Below are 18,270 nucleotides of genomic sequence, written 5' to 3' on the forward strand. Positions count from 1 at the left end.
GCTGGTCACCGGTTACATGCTGGTCCGGTCCAACCGGTGGCGGCCACCACCTCTTGTGCGATGTCCACGACGGACCGTCCGTCCGTCACCACCCGCACCGCCTCTGCGGGAGCACGCCGGTCCAGGAGCCGTGCTTTGCGGATGCTGCCTTCCAGCTCATACTCCAGCTCCGAGCCGAGTTCACGTCCCTTCAGCCGCTCGAGGGCGGTGGCGTCGGAAGCGGTGAGCAGGACTCGTGTGATCCCCACGTCGGCTCCCATGGCGCGCTCGAACATGCCTGTCGCCTCAGGCAGCACACTCACGGTGTTCGTGTAGATCAGGCGTCGATACCCGCGTCGGGCGAAGTTCGCCCACACCGCGGTCAGATTGCTCTCGGTGATCTCCGCACGGTGCGGATCCCCCTCGGGCGCCGGATGCACCTGGCCCATGAAGTCACCCTCGATGATCGCGTGAGAGACCTCGAAGGCGCGCAGCAGCGCCGAGACCTCCCACCCCACCGTCGTCTTTCCGACGCCGGCTCGCCCTCCGATGAGCAGCACTTCTGCTTGATCCATGCCCGCAGAATACTACCACCGGGTAATATATCGTCGGAATACCGAAATCCACATACGCGCCGGCAACAGCACGCCACCTTGACTGGGGGCATGACCTAATGATGGCAGCCGCAGGACTGCCGCTTTCCGAAGTGATCGACCGGATGGTGTCGCTGACGTTGACTGGAAAAGCCGGTGCATGATGACTTCGTCTTTCTGGACGAGTTGATACCCGGCGTACGTTGGGATGCCGAGTACGCCACATGGGACAACTTCACCGGCAAACCGGTGGACGGATACCTGGCGAACCGAATCGTCGGCACGAGGGCTTTGTGCGCGGCGCTGGAAAGGGCGCGTGAAGAGGCCGCGTCCCTCGGCTTCGGTCTGCTGCTCTGGGACAGTTATCGGCCGCAACGCGCCGTGGACTGCTTCCTGAGCTGGTCACAACAGGCGTTGGAGCCGCGCACCTCGCGCTTGTCGGTGGAGGAGGCGCCGTAGGAGTACCACGCGTGGGCCCCGACTCGGACCAGGACGGTGGCGGCGACCAGGTCGCCCTGGTGACAGGCCAGGTAGAGCCTGATCCGCTCGGGGTCCTCGGCGCTCAGCGCCGCGAACATGGTCTCGAAGTAGCGCAGCGGCCGGGGTGTGAAGCGGTCGCGCTCGGCGGTGTGGACGTAGAGGTCGTGGAACGCCTTCAGGTCCTCACCACCGGACGTGACCGCACCGACCGTGACCTCGACGCCCTCCTTGGCCGCCTTCTTGATGTTGCGGCGCCATTGCTGGTTCATGCCCCTGAGCAGGTCTCGGTGAGACGCCTGATGCCCGGGGCGGCGATGCCCTCCTAGACCTGGTCGGCGCTCCAGGTGTTCGTGCGCACCGGCGGTCCGAGCCGGATCGCGAACGCGCCGTGTGCCTTGTGATGGGCCGCCAGCGGGTCGAGCCACGCGTCGATCTCACCGGTCCAGTCGATGACCGGGCCCTCGGGCAGATAGGCCAGCGTGCAGCGCTCGAGCCGCGGCACCGGGCGGTGCAGGACGAGCGCGGCGCCGACCAGGTGCCGACCGTGGTACCAGCCGAGGGACTCGCTGCGCCACTCGGTCTTGACGCGGCCCCATGCCGGGGTCTGCAGGAAGCTGACCGACCGCTGTGCCCGCACGAACGCCAGTTTGCCGGCACGTATGCGGTTTTCGATATGCGGACGATAGGTTCCGGGCCCGTGCCTCACGCGTGCGTCCCGGTGGCGGGACGGTCGCAGCGTGGGAGGGAATTCGTCACCTGTCGGTGTGCGGGACTGCCGCCGGTAGTTCCACGGTGATGCGGATCCCGCCCGCGGAGCGCGGGGTGAGGGTGAGGGTTCCGTCGTGTGCGCGGGTGATGGTCTTGACGATGGCCAGGCCCAGGCCGACGCCCGCATGATCGGTGTGAATGCGCTGGGTACCGCGCTGGAATGGTTCGGTGAGTGTCGAGACCAGTTCCGGGGCGAGTGTCTCGCCGGTGTTTTCGACAGTGAGGACCACAGTTCCGGGGCGGAAACCGGTGCTGACCCACACGGTGCCCTTTTCCGGCAGGTTGTGGATGATCGCATTGTGCACGAGGTTCGTCGTCAGTTGCAGCAGGAGCGCTTGCGATCCGACCGTCGGGGTGACGTCGCCGCAGGTCTCGATGGTGACGCCGTGCTTTTCCGCGAGCGGGAGGAGTGTTTCGGTCGCTTCTTCCGCTAGCAGCGACAGGTCGACGTGTTCTCGGGCGAAGGACCGCTGGTCGGCGCGGCTGAGCAGGAGCAGTGCCTCGGTGAGGTCGATCGCCCGGGTGTTGACGGCGTGCAGGCGGTCGATGAGTTCGCCGGTGGCGCGGCTCGGATCGGTGCGGGCCACATCGAGAAGTGTCTTCGTGATCGCCAGCGGCGTGCGCAACTCGTGAGAGGCGTTGGCTGCGAATCTCTGCTGTTCGGCGACGTGCGCCTCGAGCCGGGCGAGCATCGTGTCGAAGGTGTCGGCGAGTTCGCGGAACTCGTCCTGGCGGCCAGGAAGCCGGATCCGGTGGGAGAGCGATCCGTTCGCGACCGTACGGGTGGCGTGCGTGATGCGGTCCAGCGGAGCGAGCATGCGGCCGGCGAGGATCCATCCGCCCAGGAGACCGAACATCAGGAGGAACATCATTACGACGGCTGCCAGTGGTGCGAATCCGCGCACGAAGGTGGTGCCCGGCGTCTGTCTCCACGCACCCTCTGCGGTGGTTCGCAGCCATCCCTGTTGCAGGAGAAACACCCCAATGGCGGCGAGCAGCAAGGCGCCCGCGACCATGAGGAATCCGGCGTAGCTGAGAGTGAGCTTGAGGCGAACGCTCAGACCAGGCGGCCTATCCACGGTCCGCTTCCTCACGCCCGGAGCCGGATGCCGTGCCGATGCGGTAGCCGACGCCGGGCACGGTGGCGATGATCCAGGGCTCGCCGAGCCGTTTGCGCAATGCCGAGACGGTGATGCGCACGGCGTTGGTGAAGGGGTCCGCGTTCTCGTCCCACGCGCGTTCCAGGAGTTCCTCGGCACTGACGACGCCGCCTTCCGCGGCGACGAGGACTTCGAGCACCGCGAACTGTTTGCGGGTGAGCGCGACGTAGCGGCCGTCGCGGTACACCTCGCGGCGGAACGGATCCAGGCGCAGGCCCGCGATCTCCCGCACGGGCGGCCTGGTGTGCGCACGTCTGCGGTCGAGTGCTCGGAGCCTGAGCACGAGCTCCTGGAGTTCGAAAGGCTTGGTGAGGTAGTCGTCGGCACCGAGGCCGAAACCGGAGGCCTTGTCGTCGAGACGGTCGGCCGCGGTGAGCATGAGGATCGGCATGCCGCTTTCGGAGGCGACGATGCGTTTGGCGATCTCATCGCCGGAAGGCCCGGGAATGTCACGGTCGAGGACGGCGATGTCGTAGGTGTTGACGCTCAGCAGTTCCAGAGCGGTGTCGCCGTCACCTGCGATGTCGGCCGCGATCGCTTCCAGGCGAAGGCCGTCGCGTATGGCTTCCGCCATATAGGGTTCGTCCTCGACGATCAACACACGCATGCATTTGATGCTACAAGCCGGCACATATCGTCGGCGTATCGAAAAATTCATACGCTCCGGCAACATCACGCTGGCTTCACTGGCGGCATGCACCGTCCCGCACCATCCGCGCGAACAGCGACCCACCGGATTCGCCGGCTCCTTGCCGTCGGTCCGACGGTGGTCGTGGCAGTGATCACCACAGCCTGCGTCTCCCAGGACTCGAAGCCTTCGGCTTCCCCGCCCTCCGCCCCGACGTGGCTGTCCGGGCACGGCGCCACGTTCGGACTGTGCCAGATCCACCGCAACGAAGCCTGGCACTACGAACTGCGCCCCGGAGGGATCGTTCACGGCTGCCCGAACATGTACGCCGACCCCACCCAGGACCCGAGGATGCAGCAGTGACCGGCAGTGAGCGAGGAGTGACGAAGGTGCAGTCGGACACGGCGGAGGCCGGGCGGGACGGCGCCGACCGACCGGAAGCCGGCGCCGGTGCCGGGCGCGCAGGCATCCCCCGGGATGCCGACGCCGACGCCTGGACCTGGCGTGCGGGCATCCGCGGGGCGGTACGCGCCGCCTCCCGGCCGGGCCCCTGGAAGCGCGGCCGGCTGCTCGCGGCGCCGGCGCTGCTCCTGGGTCTGCTCATGCTGCTGCACGCGCAGATCACGGACCGCGGGGGCCTCGGCAGCCTGGTGGAGACCTTCCTGCCGTGGTTCGGCCTGTTCGTCCCCGTACTGCTGGCCGGGGCGCTGTGGCGTCGATCCGCCTCCGCGGTGGTCGCGCTGCTGCTGCCGGTCGTGGTGTGGCTGAACCTCTTCGGCGGGCTCCTCGGCGACAAGTCCCACCCGGGCGGCGACCTCACCGTGGCCGAGCACAACGTCGGCGACGCCAATGCCGACCCGGCCGGCACCGCTCGCGGCCTGGCCGACTCCGGTGCGGACGTGCTGGCCCTGGTGGAGCTGACCGAGCAGGCCCGGGGTACGTACGAGAAGGAGCTGGCGACGGCGTACCCGTACCACACGGTGCTGGGCACGGTCGGGCTGTGGAGCAAGCTGCCGCTGTCGGGCACCCGGCCGGTCGACATCAAGATGGACTACGGACCGCTGGCGGAGACCAAGCCGGCCGACGTCAAGCTGGCCTACAACCGGGCGCTGCGCACCACGGTGGCCACGGACCAGGGTCCGCTGGCGGTGTATGTGGCCCACCTGGGGTCCGTACGTGTGTTTCCCAGGAATGGCTTTTGGACGGACAGCCGGGACCGCGGCGCGACGGCGCTCGGCGAGGCCCTCGCCGCCGAGCGGAACAAGCGGGTGGTGCTGCTCGGCGACCTGAACGGCACCATGGACGACCGCGCGTTCGCCGGCATCACCTCGCAGCTGCGTTCGGCCCAGGACGAGGCCGGAAACGGCTTCGGCTTCACCTGGCCGGCGAAGTTCCCGGTGGCGCGGATCGACCAGATCCTGGTCCGCGGGGTGAAGCCGGACAGCTCCTGGGTGCTGCCGGCCACCGGCAGCGACCACCTGCCGGTGGCGGCCAGAATCAGCTGGTGAACACCGCGCAAGGTGCCGATTCCGACCGGATCCCCGACTGGGCCGGGGCCACCCGCGCCGGGCGGGCGGGTCAGGAGGGTGGGCATCCGAACCAGTTCACCGTGCCGTCGCCGGAGGTGTAGCCCAGGCATCGGATGGTTGTGTCGTGCAGGGTCTCGGTCCCGTCGATCGCTCCGTCCAGCGTGTCCCCCTTGTAGTGCCTCTGTACGAGGGTGTCGATCTCGACGGTGTACCAGCGGTGCCCGTCGGACGGGATGCTGCAGCGGTAGCCGGTCAGGTTGCGGCTGGGCCCGTCGCTCCACATGTCCTGTTCGGCGCGGTCGCAGTGCGCGCCGCCGAAGGCCCCGGCGGTACCGGCGCCGGTGCCGAGCAGGGCCGCGGCCCCTATGGTCACCGCAGCGGTGCCGCCGAGCATGCGCTTCAGAGTGAGGCTCATCGCTTGATCTCCTTCTGCCAGGTTGGTGACGGCACGGAGTCGCCATGTCACCTTGGTGCGATGGTCACACCGGTCCGGTGGGTCCGGCCTGCCGGCCGGTGGCGCAGTCCCCCGACCCGGTGGCGTCGGTGATGCCGATGCAGCAGCAGCGGTCGCGCTCCGGACCGGTCCGCGGCGGGCCTGGGGCGATGCGCGGGCATCGCCCACGCATCCGGGGGAACTCAGGACAGAGGAGGGGGAGGGCCAAGGTGCTTTCTTCGGGAGGCGGGAGGCAGGCCATGGCGGGCTCGGTCGGTCCGCAGGAATGGGTTGCCAGGGTTCTGGACGCCCTGGGTACGGGTGCCTACCTGTCGGACGAGCGGGGCTCGATCGTCGCGGTCAACACGCACGGCGCGCAGCTCCTGGCCCGTGCCGCCTCCGATCTGATCGGCCGGGACGCTCACGACCTGCTGCATCGCAACAGCCACGGGGAACCCGTGCCGAGGACCCAGTGCCGGATCCGGCAGAGCGTCCTCGGCCGACGCACGGAGCAGGGAGGCGACGAGTGGTTCCAACGCGGCGACGGCACGCTCCTGCCAGTGGCGTGGCTGGCCACTCCCTGCGAGATCGGTGTCCACCCGTCGGCCACGCTCGTCCTCTTCCACTCCGCCGGACGCGCCGGGCGACCCGCCCAGCGGCCACCGGCGGGCGGACGGCTCTCGGAGCTGGAACGGCTGGCGCTGCTCGCCGAGACGACCACCCTGCTCACCTCCACCCTGGACATCCACGAGGCGCTGCGCCACCTGATCGACCTCGCCGTGCCCCGCCTCGCCGACTGGGCTGTCATCGACCTGATCCGCGAGCGGGACGAGGTATGGCGCTTCGCCGTCGCCCACGCCGAGGGCGGCACCGTGGTGTTCCGGGAGGACCTCCAGGGGCCCATGCCGCCCGTGCCGCAGGAGTCCCCGATGCCCCTGTCCCGCGCCCTGCGCGGCGTCGCGTCGTCCTTCGCCGGGCCTGAGACCTATCAGGGGCCGCCCGACTCCGGTATCGCGGTCGAGCAGCGGCGCCTGTTCGAGGCGACCGGCATGCACTCCGCCGTCGTGGCCCCCATCCGCAGCCTGCACGACGTGCTAGGCGCCCTCACCCTCGGCCGCGCCGACCAGCCGGAGCGGTTCACCGCGACGGACACCGCCCTGCTGGAGGACATCGCCCGCCGCGCCGGCCTGGCCCTGGAGAACGCCCGCCTCTACCAGCGCCAGCGCAAGGTCGCCGAGACCATGCAGCGTCATCTGCTGCCGAAGCTCCCGGGTACGCCCGGCCGTAACATGACCGCCCGCTACCTGCCCGCGCCCGACGCCTCCCAGGTCGGCGGCGACTGGTACGACGCGTTCAACCTCACGGACGGCGCCACCGCCCTCGCCGTGGGCGACGTCGTCGGCCATGACCTGGACGCGGCGGCCGGCATGGCACAACTGCGCAACATGCTGCGCGCGTACGCCCTGTCCCAGCAGAAACCGCCGAGCAAGATCGTGGAATGGCTCGACCAGGCGATCCTGGACATCGCGGAGGTCTCCATGGCCACGCTGGTGTTCGCCCGCATGACGGACAACGCGACCGGCCGGTGCGAGCTGTCCTGGACCAACGCGGGCCATCCGCCTCCGCTGCTGGTCACCCACGACGGCGAGGCCCGTTATCTCACCGACGGCCACGGGGTCCTGCTGGGCGTCGCGCCCGAGCAGGTCCGCCCCGACGCGACGGTGGAGCTGCCGCCCGGCGCGACCCTGTTCCTCTACACCGACGGCCTGATCGAGTCTCCCGGTCACGCCTTGGACGAGGGCCTGGAGCGCCTGCGCCGGCATGCGATGTCCTTGGCCCACCGCCCCCTGGATTCCTTCACGGACGAGTTGCTGGCACGAGCACGCCCACCCGACAACGAAGACGACGTGGCCATACTGGCCGTGCGACACATGACCGACTCGTGTACTTGAGGCTCTCGGGCAGGAGGGCTCTCGGGAACCGGCGAAGGCTGCACGGCACTCATGTGTTCGTCCGCGAACTCGTCACAGAACCCCGCGGATCCGCATGGCGCCGAGCCGGGCGGCGCGGACGAGGGAGACAACGGCTGCCCCCCGTCGTCTCCCTCGTCCGCGCCCGCGGAACCCACGCTCGGCTCCCGAGGGTTTGCGCAGCCGCGCTCGGCCCCGGGATCGGCGCAGCCGCGCTCGTCGGTCAGTGCAGCAGCGGGGGGTTGGCGTTGTGGACCAGTTCCAGGGCCTGCTGCGGGAACCACTGGCCGGCCGCCGGGTCCTGGTAGCCGCGCTCGGGGTCGTCGGGGCCCGCCGTGCCTCGGGTGCACTGCCCGTCCGACTCACCGGGGATCTTCACCCACAGCTTGGCGTCGGCCAGCGGGTCCCCCGTGCTGAGGGTGGGCCTGGCGCCGGTGCCTCGGCCGGGCGGGTTGCACCAGTCCTGCGGGTCGGAGTAGACGCCGGCCGGCGGGGTCCACGGGCCCTGGCCGTTGCGGCTGGTGTCGGTGACGAAGTGCTTCATGGCCGACGGCGCCGCGTGCACATGCGCGTCGAGCCACGCCTGGGCGTCGTTCACCGCCCACCACTGGTTGGGGCAGTCGGCCGCCGGGCCGCCGGCCGACACGTAGCTCAGGCAGGACGAGATCAGCTTGCCGTACCAGGCCAGTTCGCTGTCGGACCGGTAGTTGGAGACGTTCAGGAAGAAGCCGGTGGCGTCGTCGATGCCGCCGGCGACGAGACGGGGCACGATGTCGTTGACGCTGTGCCAGCCGCTGTGCCCGGCGTCCAGGTAGACCTTGGTCCCGGCCAACGGTTCCAGGGCGTCCACCGCGTAGTGGATCTCCGTGTAGCGCTCGGTGGTTCTGCTGCCCTGTGCGTCGTCCTGGCCGCAGTCCGAGGGCAGCAGCGCGAGCGAGTCCGGCTCCAGGATCACGGTGGCGGGCAGGCTGCCGATGCCCGCGCGCACGGCGTCGATCCACGCCTCGTACTGCGGGGTGTCGGCGGCGCCGCCGGCCGAGTACTGGGCGCAGTCCCGGCCCGGGATGTTGTAGAGCGCGAGCACCGGCAGCGCGTGGTGCCGGGCCGCGTCCACGACCGTCTTGTGCACCGACGCCCGCACCTCGTCGGGCGTGCCGTCGCCGTACCACACGGCCTGTGGGGTCAGCGTCATCGCCAGCACGCCGGCCGCGTCCTTCAACTGCCTGTGCCGCACCAGGTCCAGGATCTGCTGGTCGGCGTCCGGGTTCGCGGGCGGGGTGTACAGGGCGGCGGGCGGCGCCGAGTGCGCCGGCGCCGCGGCCTGCGCGGGAGCGGCCGCGAACGCGGTGGCGGCCAGTGCTGCGGTCGCTGCGGCTGCGGCGACGGTGCGTGGCAGCGGGGCTCCGCCGGTTCGGCCCGTTCTGCCGGGTGTTCCGGTGCTTGCGGCACGGTCGCGTGCGGTCATGCGGATGGCTCCTCGGGTGTGTGGGGTGGCCGTGCACGTTCACGGAAGTTCTGGGAGCGCTCCCATGAACGGCACCAAGGAATTAACCCCTCATACGGGAGCGGCGTCAATCCCCCCGACGAGCTTCGAGAAATGAAGGAACACGGCATGACGGGAACTCAGGAAGGCGACGGTGACACGCCGTTGCCGCGGGGAGGTACGGGTCCTGTACACATGACTGACGAGAAGCTACTCACCCACCTCGCGGCGATCGTCGGGCGCGAGCTACCCGGCCCGCAGGTACTCCGGCGGCCGGCGGGACGCCGACGTGGCCGTGATCGGCGACGAGAAGGCGGTCGGAGCCGAGGCACGGTGTTACCGCGACGCCGGCGCCACCGAGGTCGTGTTCTCGGGCACCGAGATCGCGGGCGAAGCGGACCGCCGGCGCGCACCTGGGTGCTCCTCGGCGGGCCGGCCTAGTGAGTCCATCGGTCCGGCGGACCGCTTACGCGAGGCGGTGGAGCAGCACGATCGATGCCCATCGGGTATCACAGGCGCCGGAAGAGGTCTTGGACGCGGGTCCGTCTCCGGGCGCAGGCTTTTCAGGGAAGCCACCAGCCTCGACGGACAGGAGCCACGACCATGAAAATCTTCCTCACCGGTGGATCCGGATACCTCGGCAAGGCCACGATCAGCGCGCTGACCCGCCACGGGCACACGGTTGAGGCGCTGGCCCGCAACGACCGCGCCGCCGACATCGTCAGCTCCCTGGGGGCGACGCCGGTGCGCGGTGGGCTCGGGGACCTCGGTGTGCTGAACGCGGCTGCGGCCCGCGCGGAGGCGGTCGTGCACCTGGCGCAGGCCGAGACCGGGGAGGAGGACCTCGCGGCCGCCACCGCCCTGCAGGACGGCATCGGCCACGGCACGTACGTGCACACCGGCGGCACTTGGGTCTACGGCGACACGGACGGTGTCGTGGACGAGACCGCCCCCTGGAACCCGCCGTCCCTGGTCGCCTGGCGCAAGCCCGTCGAGGAGACCGTCCTGCGGCGTGCCCAGCAGGGTGGCCGACCCGTCGTGGTGCGGCCCGGCCTGCTCTACGGCGGCGAGAACCGACTGATCGACATCTTCTACACCACCCCCGGCAAGGAAGCCGGCGCCATCCCCTGCATCGGCGACGGCGCGAACCACTGGGCGCTGGTGCACGTCGACGACATCGCGGAGCTGTACGTCGCCGCTCTCAAGGCCGAGCCCGGTTCGGTGTACGTCGGCGTCGGCGGCGTCAACCCCACCGCCATGGAGTGCTCGCTGGCCGTCGCCCGTTCCGCCGGCCTCGACGGCAAGGTCGCCTCCCTCACGCTGGAGCAGGCCCGCGAGCAGATGGGCCCGATCGCGGACGCCTTCGCCCTGGACCAGCAGCTCACCCCCGCACGCGCCGAAGCCGAGCTCGGGTGGACCCCCGCGCACACCGACCCGCTCGCCGTCCTCGCCGGCGGCCGGTGAACCGGCCCGGACAAGGGTGCGGCGCCGTCTGTGACGGCTCGCCGCGCCCAGGGCGGTAGATTCGTGATCAACTGCCCCGGTCGTCCCACGGGGCGATCGAGGAGTCGTTCCGAACGGCCGACCGCCCAGGAGGTCGTCGCCTCGGAGAAAGTGAGCGGTGAGTCCGGGTGGATCTCGATCTGCGCAAGCTCCGGTATTTCGTGGCCGTGGCCGAGGAGCTGCACTTCGGGCGTGCCGCCGAGCGACTGCACATCGCCCAGCCGGTGCTGTCCCGGCAGATCCGAAGCCTGGAGGACGACCTGGGCACCGAGATCTTCGTACGTGACCGGCGCGGCACGCTGCTCACACCGGCCGGAGAGCAGTTGCTGGAGGACGCCGTCCCACTGCTTGCCTCGGCCGAGGCGCTGGTTCGGCGGGTGAAGACGGCGGCGCTGGGCACCCCCACGCTGACCATCGGCTTCATGCCCGGCATCACGGTCACCCCTGCCACGGCCGTCTTCACCACCCGTCACCCCGACGTCAACGTACGTCTGCTGCGTACCAGCTGGCACGACCAGGTGGAGGTACTGCTGGACGGCCGGGCGGACGTCGGCGTGGTACGGCTGCCCATCGACCAGCACGGCCTCGAGGTGCGGCCGCTCTTCCAGGAGCCCCGGGTCGTGATGCTGCCCGCCGGGCACCGCCTGGCGGACAAGGCGTCGGTGACCGTCGGTGACCTCGCCGCCGAGCACCTGCTCCAGGATCCCGACGCCGTACCCGAGTGGCGTGACGTCGCACTGGAGTTGCGCGGCGATCGGCGACCCGAGGTGCCGCCGATCCACCAGGTGGAGGAGAAGCTGGAACTGGTGGCCTCCGGAGCCGGCATCTGCGTGATCCCTCTCTCCACCGCCGGCTTCTACACCCGCCCGGACGTGATCGCCCTGCCCGTGGAGGGCATCGGACCCAACAAGGTGGCCCTGGCGTGGGTGGCGTCCCGCCGCTCCCCCCTCGTCCGCGACTTCGCCGAGGCCGCTGCGCAGACCCTGGGCCGGCCCGCGGAACGCCCACCAGCGCACTGAAGCACGCACGAGACGCCCGCCGTGGGTCGGCCCCGGCAAGGCGGCGGACTGCGTGTGACCGGCAGGTGATCACGTGCCCGGCGACCGGCGACCTCGCGGCCGCCCACGGCCTGCTGTGACCCGGGCGCCCGGCGGACGCCTGCGGCCGAGGGTCCGAGTCCCGCTGCCGCAGGCGTCCGTGAGCCGTGGAGCTAACCGCACGTCAGCGTCGGCATCGCCCAGTCGCCGTGGTCGCTGCCGTTGCCGTCTCCGGCGTCGCCGACCTTCAGGTCGACGACCTGCGCGCCGCTGACGTCGACGTCGATCGGCACCGCGGCCTGCCTGCCCCGGATCGTCGGCGTGGTGATCAGGGTCTTGCCGTCGGCGATCACGGAGAACGTCACCGTCCCCGCGCCGCCGGTCTCGTCGTCGACGCCGACGTCCGCCGTCAACCGCGAGCACTTTCCGGCGAGGTAGAGCTCGACGTCACTGACCGAGTTGGTGCCCAGGCCCTTCGTATAGCCGGCGCCGGCGATGCTGATCGGACGGCCGTCCCCGGCCGCCTGCTCGCCGACGCTGCTGTCGCGCTCCACCGGGCCCCACCCGTTGGTGGACGACAGGAACGGCAGGTCGCTCACGGAATTCTGCCCGGTCGGCGGGGCCGGCGGGATTCCGCTGACGATGCGCTCGTCACTCCCGGCGGCCGGCCGTCCATTCTGCACGAAGTGCACCGTGGCGGTGAGGGCAGAGGCGGATGGCAGCTTCCCGTCCGGTGGCTGCACCTTCCAGGTGAAGGTGGCCGACTCGCCGGGGACGAGGCGGTCCACCGACTCAGGGCTCGTGGCGCTCGCGCTCCAGCCCTCGGGCAGGGTCAGCGAGGCCGTCAGCCGGGAGGCGGAGGGCCCGTCCTCGGGCAACCGCACCGTCGCCTCGGCCGTGAAGGCCTGTCCCGACTCCGCGGTGTTCGGCGTGCCCAGGGTGACGTCCGCTCCGGGCCGCTTCGGCATCTCGTACGTACGGTGGTCGTAGCGGGGGCTGTGGTTCTGGGCCACCCGCAGGGAGGAGGCGTAGGTGCCATAGTCGGTGAGCGACACCTTGCCGAGCCCGCCGGTGCTGCCGTCCAGGTTCCACACGGCGATGGCGATGCTGTTCCGGCCGTTCGGATCCAGGATGCCGTTGGGCACGGGGAACGTGTGCTGCGGTCCGAGGTAGTTGACGTAGTTGCCGACCTGCCAGCCGTTCACGAAGATCGTGGCGCGGTACTTGCGCGAGGGGTCGTCGGTGAACGTCAGGCCGAGCGAGGTGTCCTGGCCGTGCGGCAGGTCCAGGTCGACGTCGGTGCGGTACCACGAGACGCCGGGGCGGGTGTCGGTCGTCGGCAGGGACACCCGGTTCCAGTCGTCGTCCGGGTAGCCCGGCAGCGACCAGCCGGCCCGTTCGCCGTACAGGCCGCCCGTCGAGAGCGGGCCGCGCACCGGGTCCTGCGGGTCCTCGCCGCCCCGTACGCCCTGCAGCCGCCAGGTGACCGGGGTCAGCGGCGCCCCGACGAGGGAGGCGCTGGTCAGGCCGCGCGCGGTCTTGTTGCCGTTGGTCGAGTTGTAGTCCTCCTCGTGCCCCATGTTCACGGTCAGTACGGAGATGATGTTGTCGCCCTTCGGCTTCACCAAATCGGCCGGGAAGGTGAGGTCGGCGCTGCCGGTCGTGGAACTGCCCAGGAAGGTGCCGTTGAGCCAGGCGGAGAACGCCTGCGCCTTGCCGCCGGAGTCCGAGACGAGGTGGATGCCGGTCTCCTTGCCGGTGGCGCGGAAGCGGCCGCGGTACCACGTGTTGCCGGTGTGGAACCCGTAGTCGTCCGCGTAGAGCACCGGCAGCGAGTTGACGCCGGAGACGCTGTTGGTGGTCGTCCTGTCGGCGACCTGCCAGCCGGTGTCGTCGAAACCGGGGGCCGCTTCGGGGGACTCCTCGGCGTGCTTCCAGTTCGTCAGCTCGGGCAGGTGGACGGGGGCCGCGACCGGGATCGTGCCGGTGAGGCTGCCGGTGTCGGTGGCCCGGGTGTTCAGCGCGTGGCCGTTCCAGGTGACACGGTCGGCGGAGGTGAACACCTCGATGTTCTTGTCATCGGCGTTGTCGCCGGTGAGTGCCACGGTGTCGCCGCCGTCCAGGCTGGTCGCGGTGCGCAGCAGGTGGGTGCCGCGTACGAGCACCGGGCCGGTGGCCGTGTCCTGGCGCCAGAAGGTCTCCGCCGTCGCCTTGTCGCCGACGAGCAGGAGCATCGGGTGCTTTCCGCCGCCGCTGATGCCGATGCGGATCAGGCCCTTGTGCGTGTAGTTCAGCCGCAGGTCGCCGGTGGCCGCGTCCCAGGTGGTGGTGACCGTGCCGCCGCTGGTGGTCACGGTGGGCTTGGAGGAGTAGCGCAGCACGGTCTCGCCGTCGCTCCCGGAGTCGCCGTAGAGCACGGCGACGTCCCGGTCGCCGACGGCCGCGTGGGTCATGATCTCCGACGTCGAGTACTGCAACTGCGAGTCGCCGAGCCGGTGGTTCGCCACGATCACGTGCGAGTCGCGCCCGTCGAGTGTGATCGCCGTGCCCGGCTGCTGCGGCACGACCGGATAGGTCGGCGTCGCGGCGGCGGCCGTCGGCACGTCGATGGCGTCGATGGACACGTAGTTGTCCGACGACCCCGAGCCGTGGCTGCCGGTGACGACGATCTTCAGCGTGTGCGCTCCGGGCGTCAGGCCGGTCTTCTGGAAGATCACCGCCTGGTTCTCGCCGCCGGAGTCGTCGACCGTGGCCGCCTTGGTGCCGTCGAGGTAGACGTCGGCGTAGCCGTGGTTGTCGGTCTTCGAGCCGATCCAGCGGATCGCGGTGCCGTCGAAGGGGACGGTGACCGAGTCACCGGCCTTGTTGGAGAAGGACTCGGTGTGCTTGTAGTCGCCGCCGGTGTAGCTCTGGTCGGCCACGTGCGACCACGAACCGGTGTACTGCAGCGCGGAGTCGGCGTCGTCCCAGGTGTAGGTGGTGTCCGTGGACGGCTGGGCGTTGAGGTCCAGCGAGATGTGGGTCTTGTCGACCGCCGTGGACGTGGAGTTCCCGTGCCGCAGGACGTGGAACTGCGTCCTGGTGTCGGGGTTCATCCGGGCGGTGTCGACGACGGCCGGGTCGTCCGGTGGCGCGGCCTTGATCGCGTCGGTCTTGGTGAGCGGGGCGACCGACTGCGTGAAGTACCCGATCAGTTTGTCCTCGTAGTACTTCGGGTCCAGCTGTCGGTTCTCGCGGATCGCGGCGCCGTAGTCGTAGGAGGTGTAGTTCTCCGGCATGCCCAGCCAGCCCCAGTTGGTGCCGCCGTAGGTCATGTAGAAGCTCTGCGCGGTGGCGCCGACGGCTATGTTCTGCTTGTAGAACACGTTGGCGAACTGGTCGTTGATCAGCTGGGCGCACTTGTCGTAGCCCGGCCCGCCCCAGGGGTCGAAGGCGCCGCCCTGGAACTCCGGCGAGTACAGCGGCTTGCCCGCCGGATGGTCGTAGGAGATGTCGGGGACGCCGTTCCACTTGGAGGGATTGGAGCAGTTGAAGCCCTGCGGGTAGGAGTCCGGGCCGTCGACGTCCAGGGCTCCTGTACCGGAGTTGAAGGTGCCGTTGTTGTTGCCGGTCAGCGGTACGGTGATGCCGTCGGCGCGGGCCTTGTCCTCCAGGTGCTCCATGTAGGAGCGGCCGGCGGCCGAGCCGTTGTAGTACTCGTTCTCGACCTGGTAGGCGATGACCGACCCGGTGCCGTTGGTCATTTGATGGCGGGCGATGATCCGGTCGATCTGTGTCAGCCACTCGTCCGCGTACTTGAGGAACTGCGGGTCGTCGCTGCGGTTGTGTCCGGCCTTGGTGGTCATCCACCCGGGCAGGCCGCCGCTGTCGACCTCCGCGTTGATGTACGGCGCCGGGCGCGCGATCACGTAGAGCCCGGCCTCCTCGGCCATGTCGAGGAGCCTGTCGACGTCACGTACCCCGCTGAAGTCGTACACACCCGGCTTCGGCGAGTGGTACCCCCAGTCGAAGTAGAGGGAAGTGGCGTTGAACCCGGCGGCCTTCATCTTCTGGAAGATGTCGCGCCACAGGTCAGGACTCGGGAGCCGGAAGTAGTGGAACTCCCCCGACCACAGGTAGGTGCGCTCGCCGTCGACCAGGAACGAGTAGCCGTCGAACGTCACCGTGTGCGGCCGGGAGTCGGCGGCGGGCGTGGCGGCGGCCGCCTGCCCGCGGGCGTCTTCCGCCGCGGCGGGCGCGATCAGGCCCGTGGACAGCGCGATGGTCGCTGCCGTCGCGAGGATCCCCCTCCACCACCGCCGGCGGCCGGGTCTCGCATCTCTTCGACCGACCCGTTCTCTGCGCACTGCGGCCTCCCTGCCGTCCGACCAATCAACTTCAAACAGACTCAGTCAAAGTCGAACAGTAAGCGCGTGCGGGGCACTTCACAATGGGGCGGACCGAACGCGGATCCGGCCAGAACCCCGATGCGACCGATCACGAGCAACTCCCCGGTGCCGCACGGCCGTTGACCGAACGTCCTTGAGGCTGCTTCACTGAGGCAGTGGCTCAGCCACTGAACCAGTGAGTCGTCGCGCCACCGACAGTAGGTCTGGAGGTCCTCCGTGGCAGTGGAGAGCATTCCCCGTCGATCCGTGGTCGACCTGCTGGAAGCCAGGCTGCGCGAGGACATCCTCAGCGGTACACACGAACCCGGCTCCCTGCTGCCCCCCGAGCGGGAGCTGGCCGCCGGGTACGGCGTGACACGCACGACCTTGAAACACGCCCTGACCCGGCTGGAGAAGGCGGGGCTGCTGAGCACCCGGCACGGTATCGGCACCCGGATCCTGGACTATCTGCGGCTCGGCGGCGCCGAGTTGCTCCCGATGCTGGCGGCGCAGGACCCCGCGTGGCTCAGGGAGATCTTCGAGGTTCGACGGCACATCGGGACGCTCATCGCCGGCCGCGCGGCGGTCCGGCGGACAGCACGGCAGGCCCGGCGTCTGGAAGAACTTCTGCACCGAGTGGGCTCGGCCTCGGACGCGGACGCCGCCCAGCTCGCCGACGTGGAGGTGCACCGGGAACTGGCACGGGCCACCGGGAACCGGGTCTATCTGCTGCTCACCAACACGCTGCTCAACGCCTACCTCCCGGTGCGGGGAGCCCTTCGGGCACCGTTCGAGGACGCGGCGGAGGCGTCGAAGCGGCTCGCGCCGGTGGTGCACGCCGTGGTCGGCCACCGGAGCGAGGAGGCGCAGCGCGCGGCCGGAGCGTATCTGCGCGACACCGAGAAGATCATGTTGAGCTCACTGAATCACGCCCGGGCGCGCTCGGCCCACGACGACTCCGCATAGGAAACGACTCCGCACAGGAAACGACTCCGCACAGGGAACGGCGCCCCACAGGGAACGGCTCCGCACAGGAGGGGAATGCTTCCGGGCTGTTCCCGACTCGCTCCCACATATGTCATGTTCCCGTCAAGCGCATCCACCATCACACGCACGACACGCCGAATAGCAGAAGGAGCATGATGAGCAGAGCAAGCAAGCGGCGCCGCGCCCTGATCAGCGTGATGCTGTCGGCCGTCATCGCCGGCAGTGTCCAGCCGGCGATCGCCTCGACGGCCGCGAATCCGGGCAGCCAGGTCCCGCCCTCTCCGCACGCACAGGTCCGAGGTGTCGAGGAGTCGGTCGCGCGGTCGTTCTCCTCCTCACTCCGCGATCCGCGGTGGCGGGCGCAGGTGCGCTCGGCCGCGCTCGGCACACGAGAGGTGGATCTGCAGGCGCTGGCCGGCCAGGCCGTCGATACGGCGGGCGGCCGTCTGCGGGCTTCGGTCTCCGCCGCCGACCGACGAATCACGGCCCTGAAGGGGCTGCCCGAGTCGACGGGATCGCTGTTGCGTGTACGTCTGGGTGCGCCCTCCATGCGCGCGCGACTGCGTGCCGACACCACCCCCTGGGTCGCCGTCGCGGCAGCCGACGACCACGCCACGACTCTCACGGCCTACGACAGCCAGGGCGGCCGTCACACCGTGGACACCGCCCGGGTACCCGAACGTCCGCTCTACGTCCTGGACATCGACGTCTCCAAGGCTCACCGGGCCGGGATGGCAGTGCTGCGTGACGCGCTCGCCGCGGGCGGACTCGACCGGCTGCCGGACAAACCCGTGAGCACTCTCGACGCGGCGGGCTGGTGGGCCACCAAGGTCACCGGCGTCGAGGTGAAGGACGACGAGGAGCCCTGGTTCAAGGGCGGAGCCGAGATGTTCTCCCTGGTGACCGGCTTCGGTCTGGACGGCAAAGTGCGCGTCGACTCGGTCGACATGCCGTACCTGGACGACGACAACACCGTCTACTACCCGAACCAGATCCTGGTCAACTGGTCGAACTACAAGTACAACCTCGCCGACGTCGTCATGATGGAGGACGACGACGGCACCAACTACAAGGCGCTGGCCCAGGCGCTCACCACGGCCCTGCTCACGGTGACCGACCAGGGAACCTACATCCCCCTGGTGAACGCGCTGCTGAGCGCGATGCCCGACTCCTGGTTCACCGATGACCCCGACTACGTGGACTCCTGGTACACCCTGTCGAAGAACTCCACCGGCCGGCTGAACGGCGCCGCGGGCAACGGCTGGATGACGGTCGAGCCGTACTTCGTCGAGGAACTCTGACGGAGCCCGCGGCATCGCTTCCACCTTCGCGGCCTGTCCGGCGGATCTCGCC

13 protein-coding genes and 3 pseudogenes are annotated in these 18,270 nt (G+C 69.9%); 9 read left to right on the forward strand and 7 right to left on the reverse strand.

Annotated elements, in window-relative coordinates; all coding sequences use genetic code 11:
- Positions 1–5: 5 nt before the first annotated feature.
- Complete coding sequence (locus IE318_RS04720; protein WP_189896689.1) at positions 6–554, reverse strand: nucleoside/nucleotide kinase family protein; 549 nt, start codon at positions 552–554, stop codon at positions 6–8.
- Between the two features lie 174 nt (positions 555–728).
- On the opposite strand from IE318_RS04720, the pseudogene IE318_RS04725 reads away from it, so the two are divergent.
- A pseudogene (locus IE318_RS04725) lies at positions 729–1,001 on the forward strand (M15 family metallopeptidase); the annotation flags it as partial.
- Here the strand turns inward: IE318_RS04725 and IE318_RS04730 are convergent.
- From IE318_RS04730 to IE318_RS04740, 3 genes and pseudogenes are all read right to left on the reverse strand, one after another.
- A pseudogene (locus IE318_RS04730) lies at positions 980–1,758 on the reverse strand (lipid II:glycine glycyltransferase FemX); the annotation flags it as partial. The pseudogenes IE318_RS04725 and IE318_RS04730 overlap by 22 nt on opposite strands.
- A gap of 46 nt (positions 1,759–1,804) precedes the next feature.
- Positions 1,805–2,899: a sensor histidine kinase gene (locus IE318_RS04735; protein ID WP_189897123.1), complete on the reverse strand. Its 1,095-nt coding sequence runs from the start codon at positions 2,897–2,899 to the stop codon at positions 1,805–1,807.
- A complete protein-coding gene (locus IE318_RS04740; protein WP_030174634.1) occupies positions 2,892–3,587 on the reverse strand; it encodes a response regulator transcription factor in 696 nt (231 codons plus the stop codon). Before IE318_RS04740 ends, IE318_RS04735 begins: the two co-directional genes overlap by 8 nt.
- Positions 3,588–3,758: 171 nt before the next feature.
- Between IE318_RS04740 and IE318_RS04745 the strand changes: the two genes are divergently transcribed.
- Together IE318_RS04745 and IE318_RS04750 are read left to right on the forward strand one after the other, a co-directional pair.
- Positions 3,759–3,971, forward strand: coding sequence for a M15 family metallopeptidase domain-containing protein (locus IE318_RS04745; protein WP_373311069.1), 213 nt, complete (start codon positions 3,759–3,761; stop codon positions 3,969–3,971).
- A 149-nt stretch (positions 3,972–4,120) separates the two neighbouring features.
- On the forward strand, positions 4,121–5,116 hold the full coding sequence (locus IE318_RS04750) for an endonuclease/exonuclease/phosphatase family protein (protein ID WP_189897126.1): 996 nt from the start codon (positions 4,121–4,123) through the stop codon (positions 5,114–5,116).
- 70 nt (positions 5,117–5,186) lie between these two features.
- On the opposite strand, the gene IE318_RS04755 is transcribed toward IE318_RS04750, so the two are convergent.
- Entirely contained in the window at positions 5,187–5,552 is a 366-nt protein-coding gene (locus IE318_RS04755) for a hypothetical protein (RefSeq protein WP_030174642.1), read from the reverse strand.
- Positions 5,553–5,830: 278 nt separating this feature from the next.
- Here IE318_RS04755 and IE318_RS04760 point away from each other — a divergent pair, with 278 nt between their 5' ends.
- Positions 5,831–7,522, forward strand: a complete 1,692-nt coding sequence (locus IE318_RS04760; protein WP_189896692.1) for a SpoIIE family protein phosphatase — start codon at positions 5,831–5,833, stop codon at positions 7,520–7,522.
- Between the two features lie 241 nt (positions 7,523–7,763).
- On the opposite strand, the gene IE318_RS04765 is transcribed toward IE318_RS04760, so the two are convergent.
- Positions 7,764–9,005, reverse strand: a complete 1,242-nt coding sequence (locus tag IE318_RS04765) for a glycoside hydrolase family 6 protein (protein ID WP_189896694.1) — start codon at positions 9,003–9,005, stop codon at positions 7,764–7,766.
- Between the two features lie 283 nt (positions 9,006–9,288).
- Here IE318_RS04765 and IE318_RS44705 point away from each other — a divergent pair.
- From IE318_RS44705 to IE318_RS04775, 3 genes and pseudogenes are all read left to right on the forward strand, one after another.
- Positions 9,289–9,464, forward strand: a pseudogene (locus IE318_RS44705) (LLM class F420-dependent oxidoreductase); the annotation flags it as partial.
- Between the two features lie 162 nt (positions 9,465–9,626).
- Entirely contained in the window at positions 9,627–10,487 is an 861-nt protein-coding gene (locus tag IE318_RS04770) for an NAD-dependent epimerase/dehydratase family protein (protein ID WP_189896697.1), read from the forward strand.
- Between the two features lie 167 nt (positions 10,488–10,654).
- On the forward strand, positions 10,655–11,545 hold the full coding sequence (locus IE318_RS04775; RefSeq protein WP_189896702.1) for a LysR family transcriptional regulator: 891 nt from the start codon (positions 10,655–10,657) through the stop codon (positions 11,543–11,545).
- 191 nt (positions 11,546–11,736) lie between these two features.
- Here the strand turns inward: IE318_RS04775 and IE318_RS04780 are convergent, their stop codons facing one another.
- Complete coding sequence (locus IE318_RS04780) at positions 11,737–15,909, reverse strand: beta-galactosidase (RefSeq protein WP_189896705.1); 4,173 nt, start codon at positions 15,907–15,909, stop codon at positions 11,737–11,739.
- A gap of 258 nt (positions 15,910–16,167) precedes the next feature.
- Between IE318_RS04780 and IE318_RS04785 the strand changes: the two genes are divergently transcribed.
- Positions 16,168–16,896 carry a FadR/GntR family transcriptional regulator gene (locus IE318_RS04785; RefSeq protein WP_229903335.1) on the forward strand — a complete coding sequence of 243 codons (729 nt, stop codon included), beginning with the start codon at positions 16,168–16,170 and terminating at the stop codon, positions 16,894–16,896.
- Positions 16,897–17,069: 173 nt separating this feature from the next.
- Positions 17,070–18,218, forward strand: a complete 1,149-nt coding sequence (locus IE318_RS04790; protein ID WP_189896708.1) for a DUF3103 family protein — start codon at positions 17,070–17,072, stop codon at positions 18,216–18,218.
- The last annotated feature ends 52 nt before the right edge of the window (positions 18,219–18,270 follow it).

This window comes from Streptomyces spiralis, assembly GCF_014654675.1.
Lineage (GTDB): Bacteria > Actinomycetota > Actinomycetes > Streptomycetales > Streptomycetaceae > Streptomyces > Streptomyces spiralis.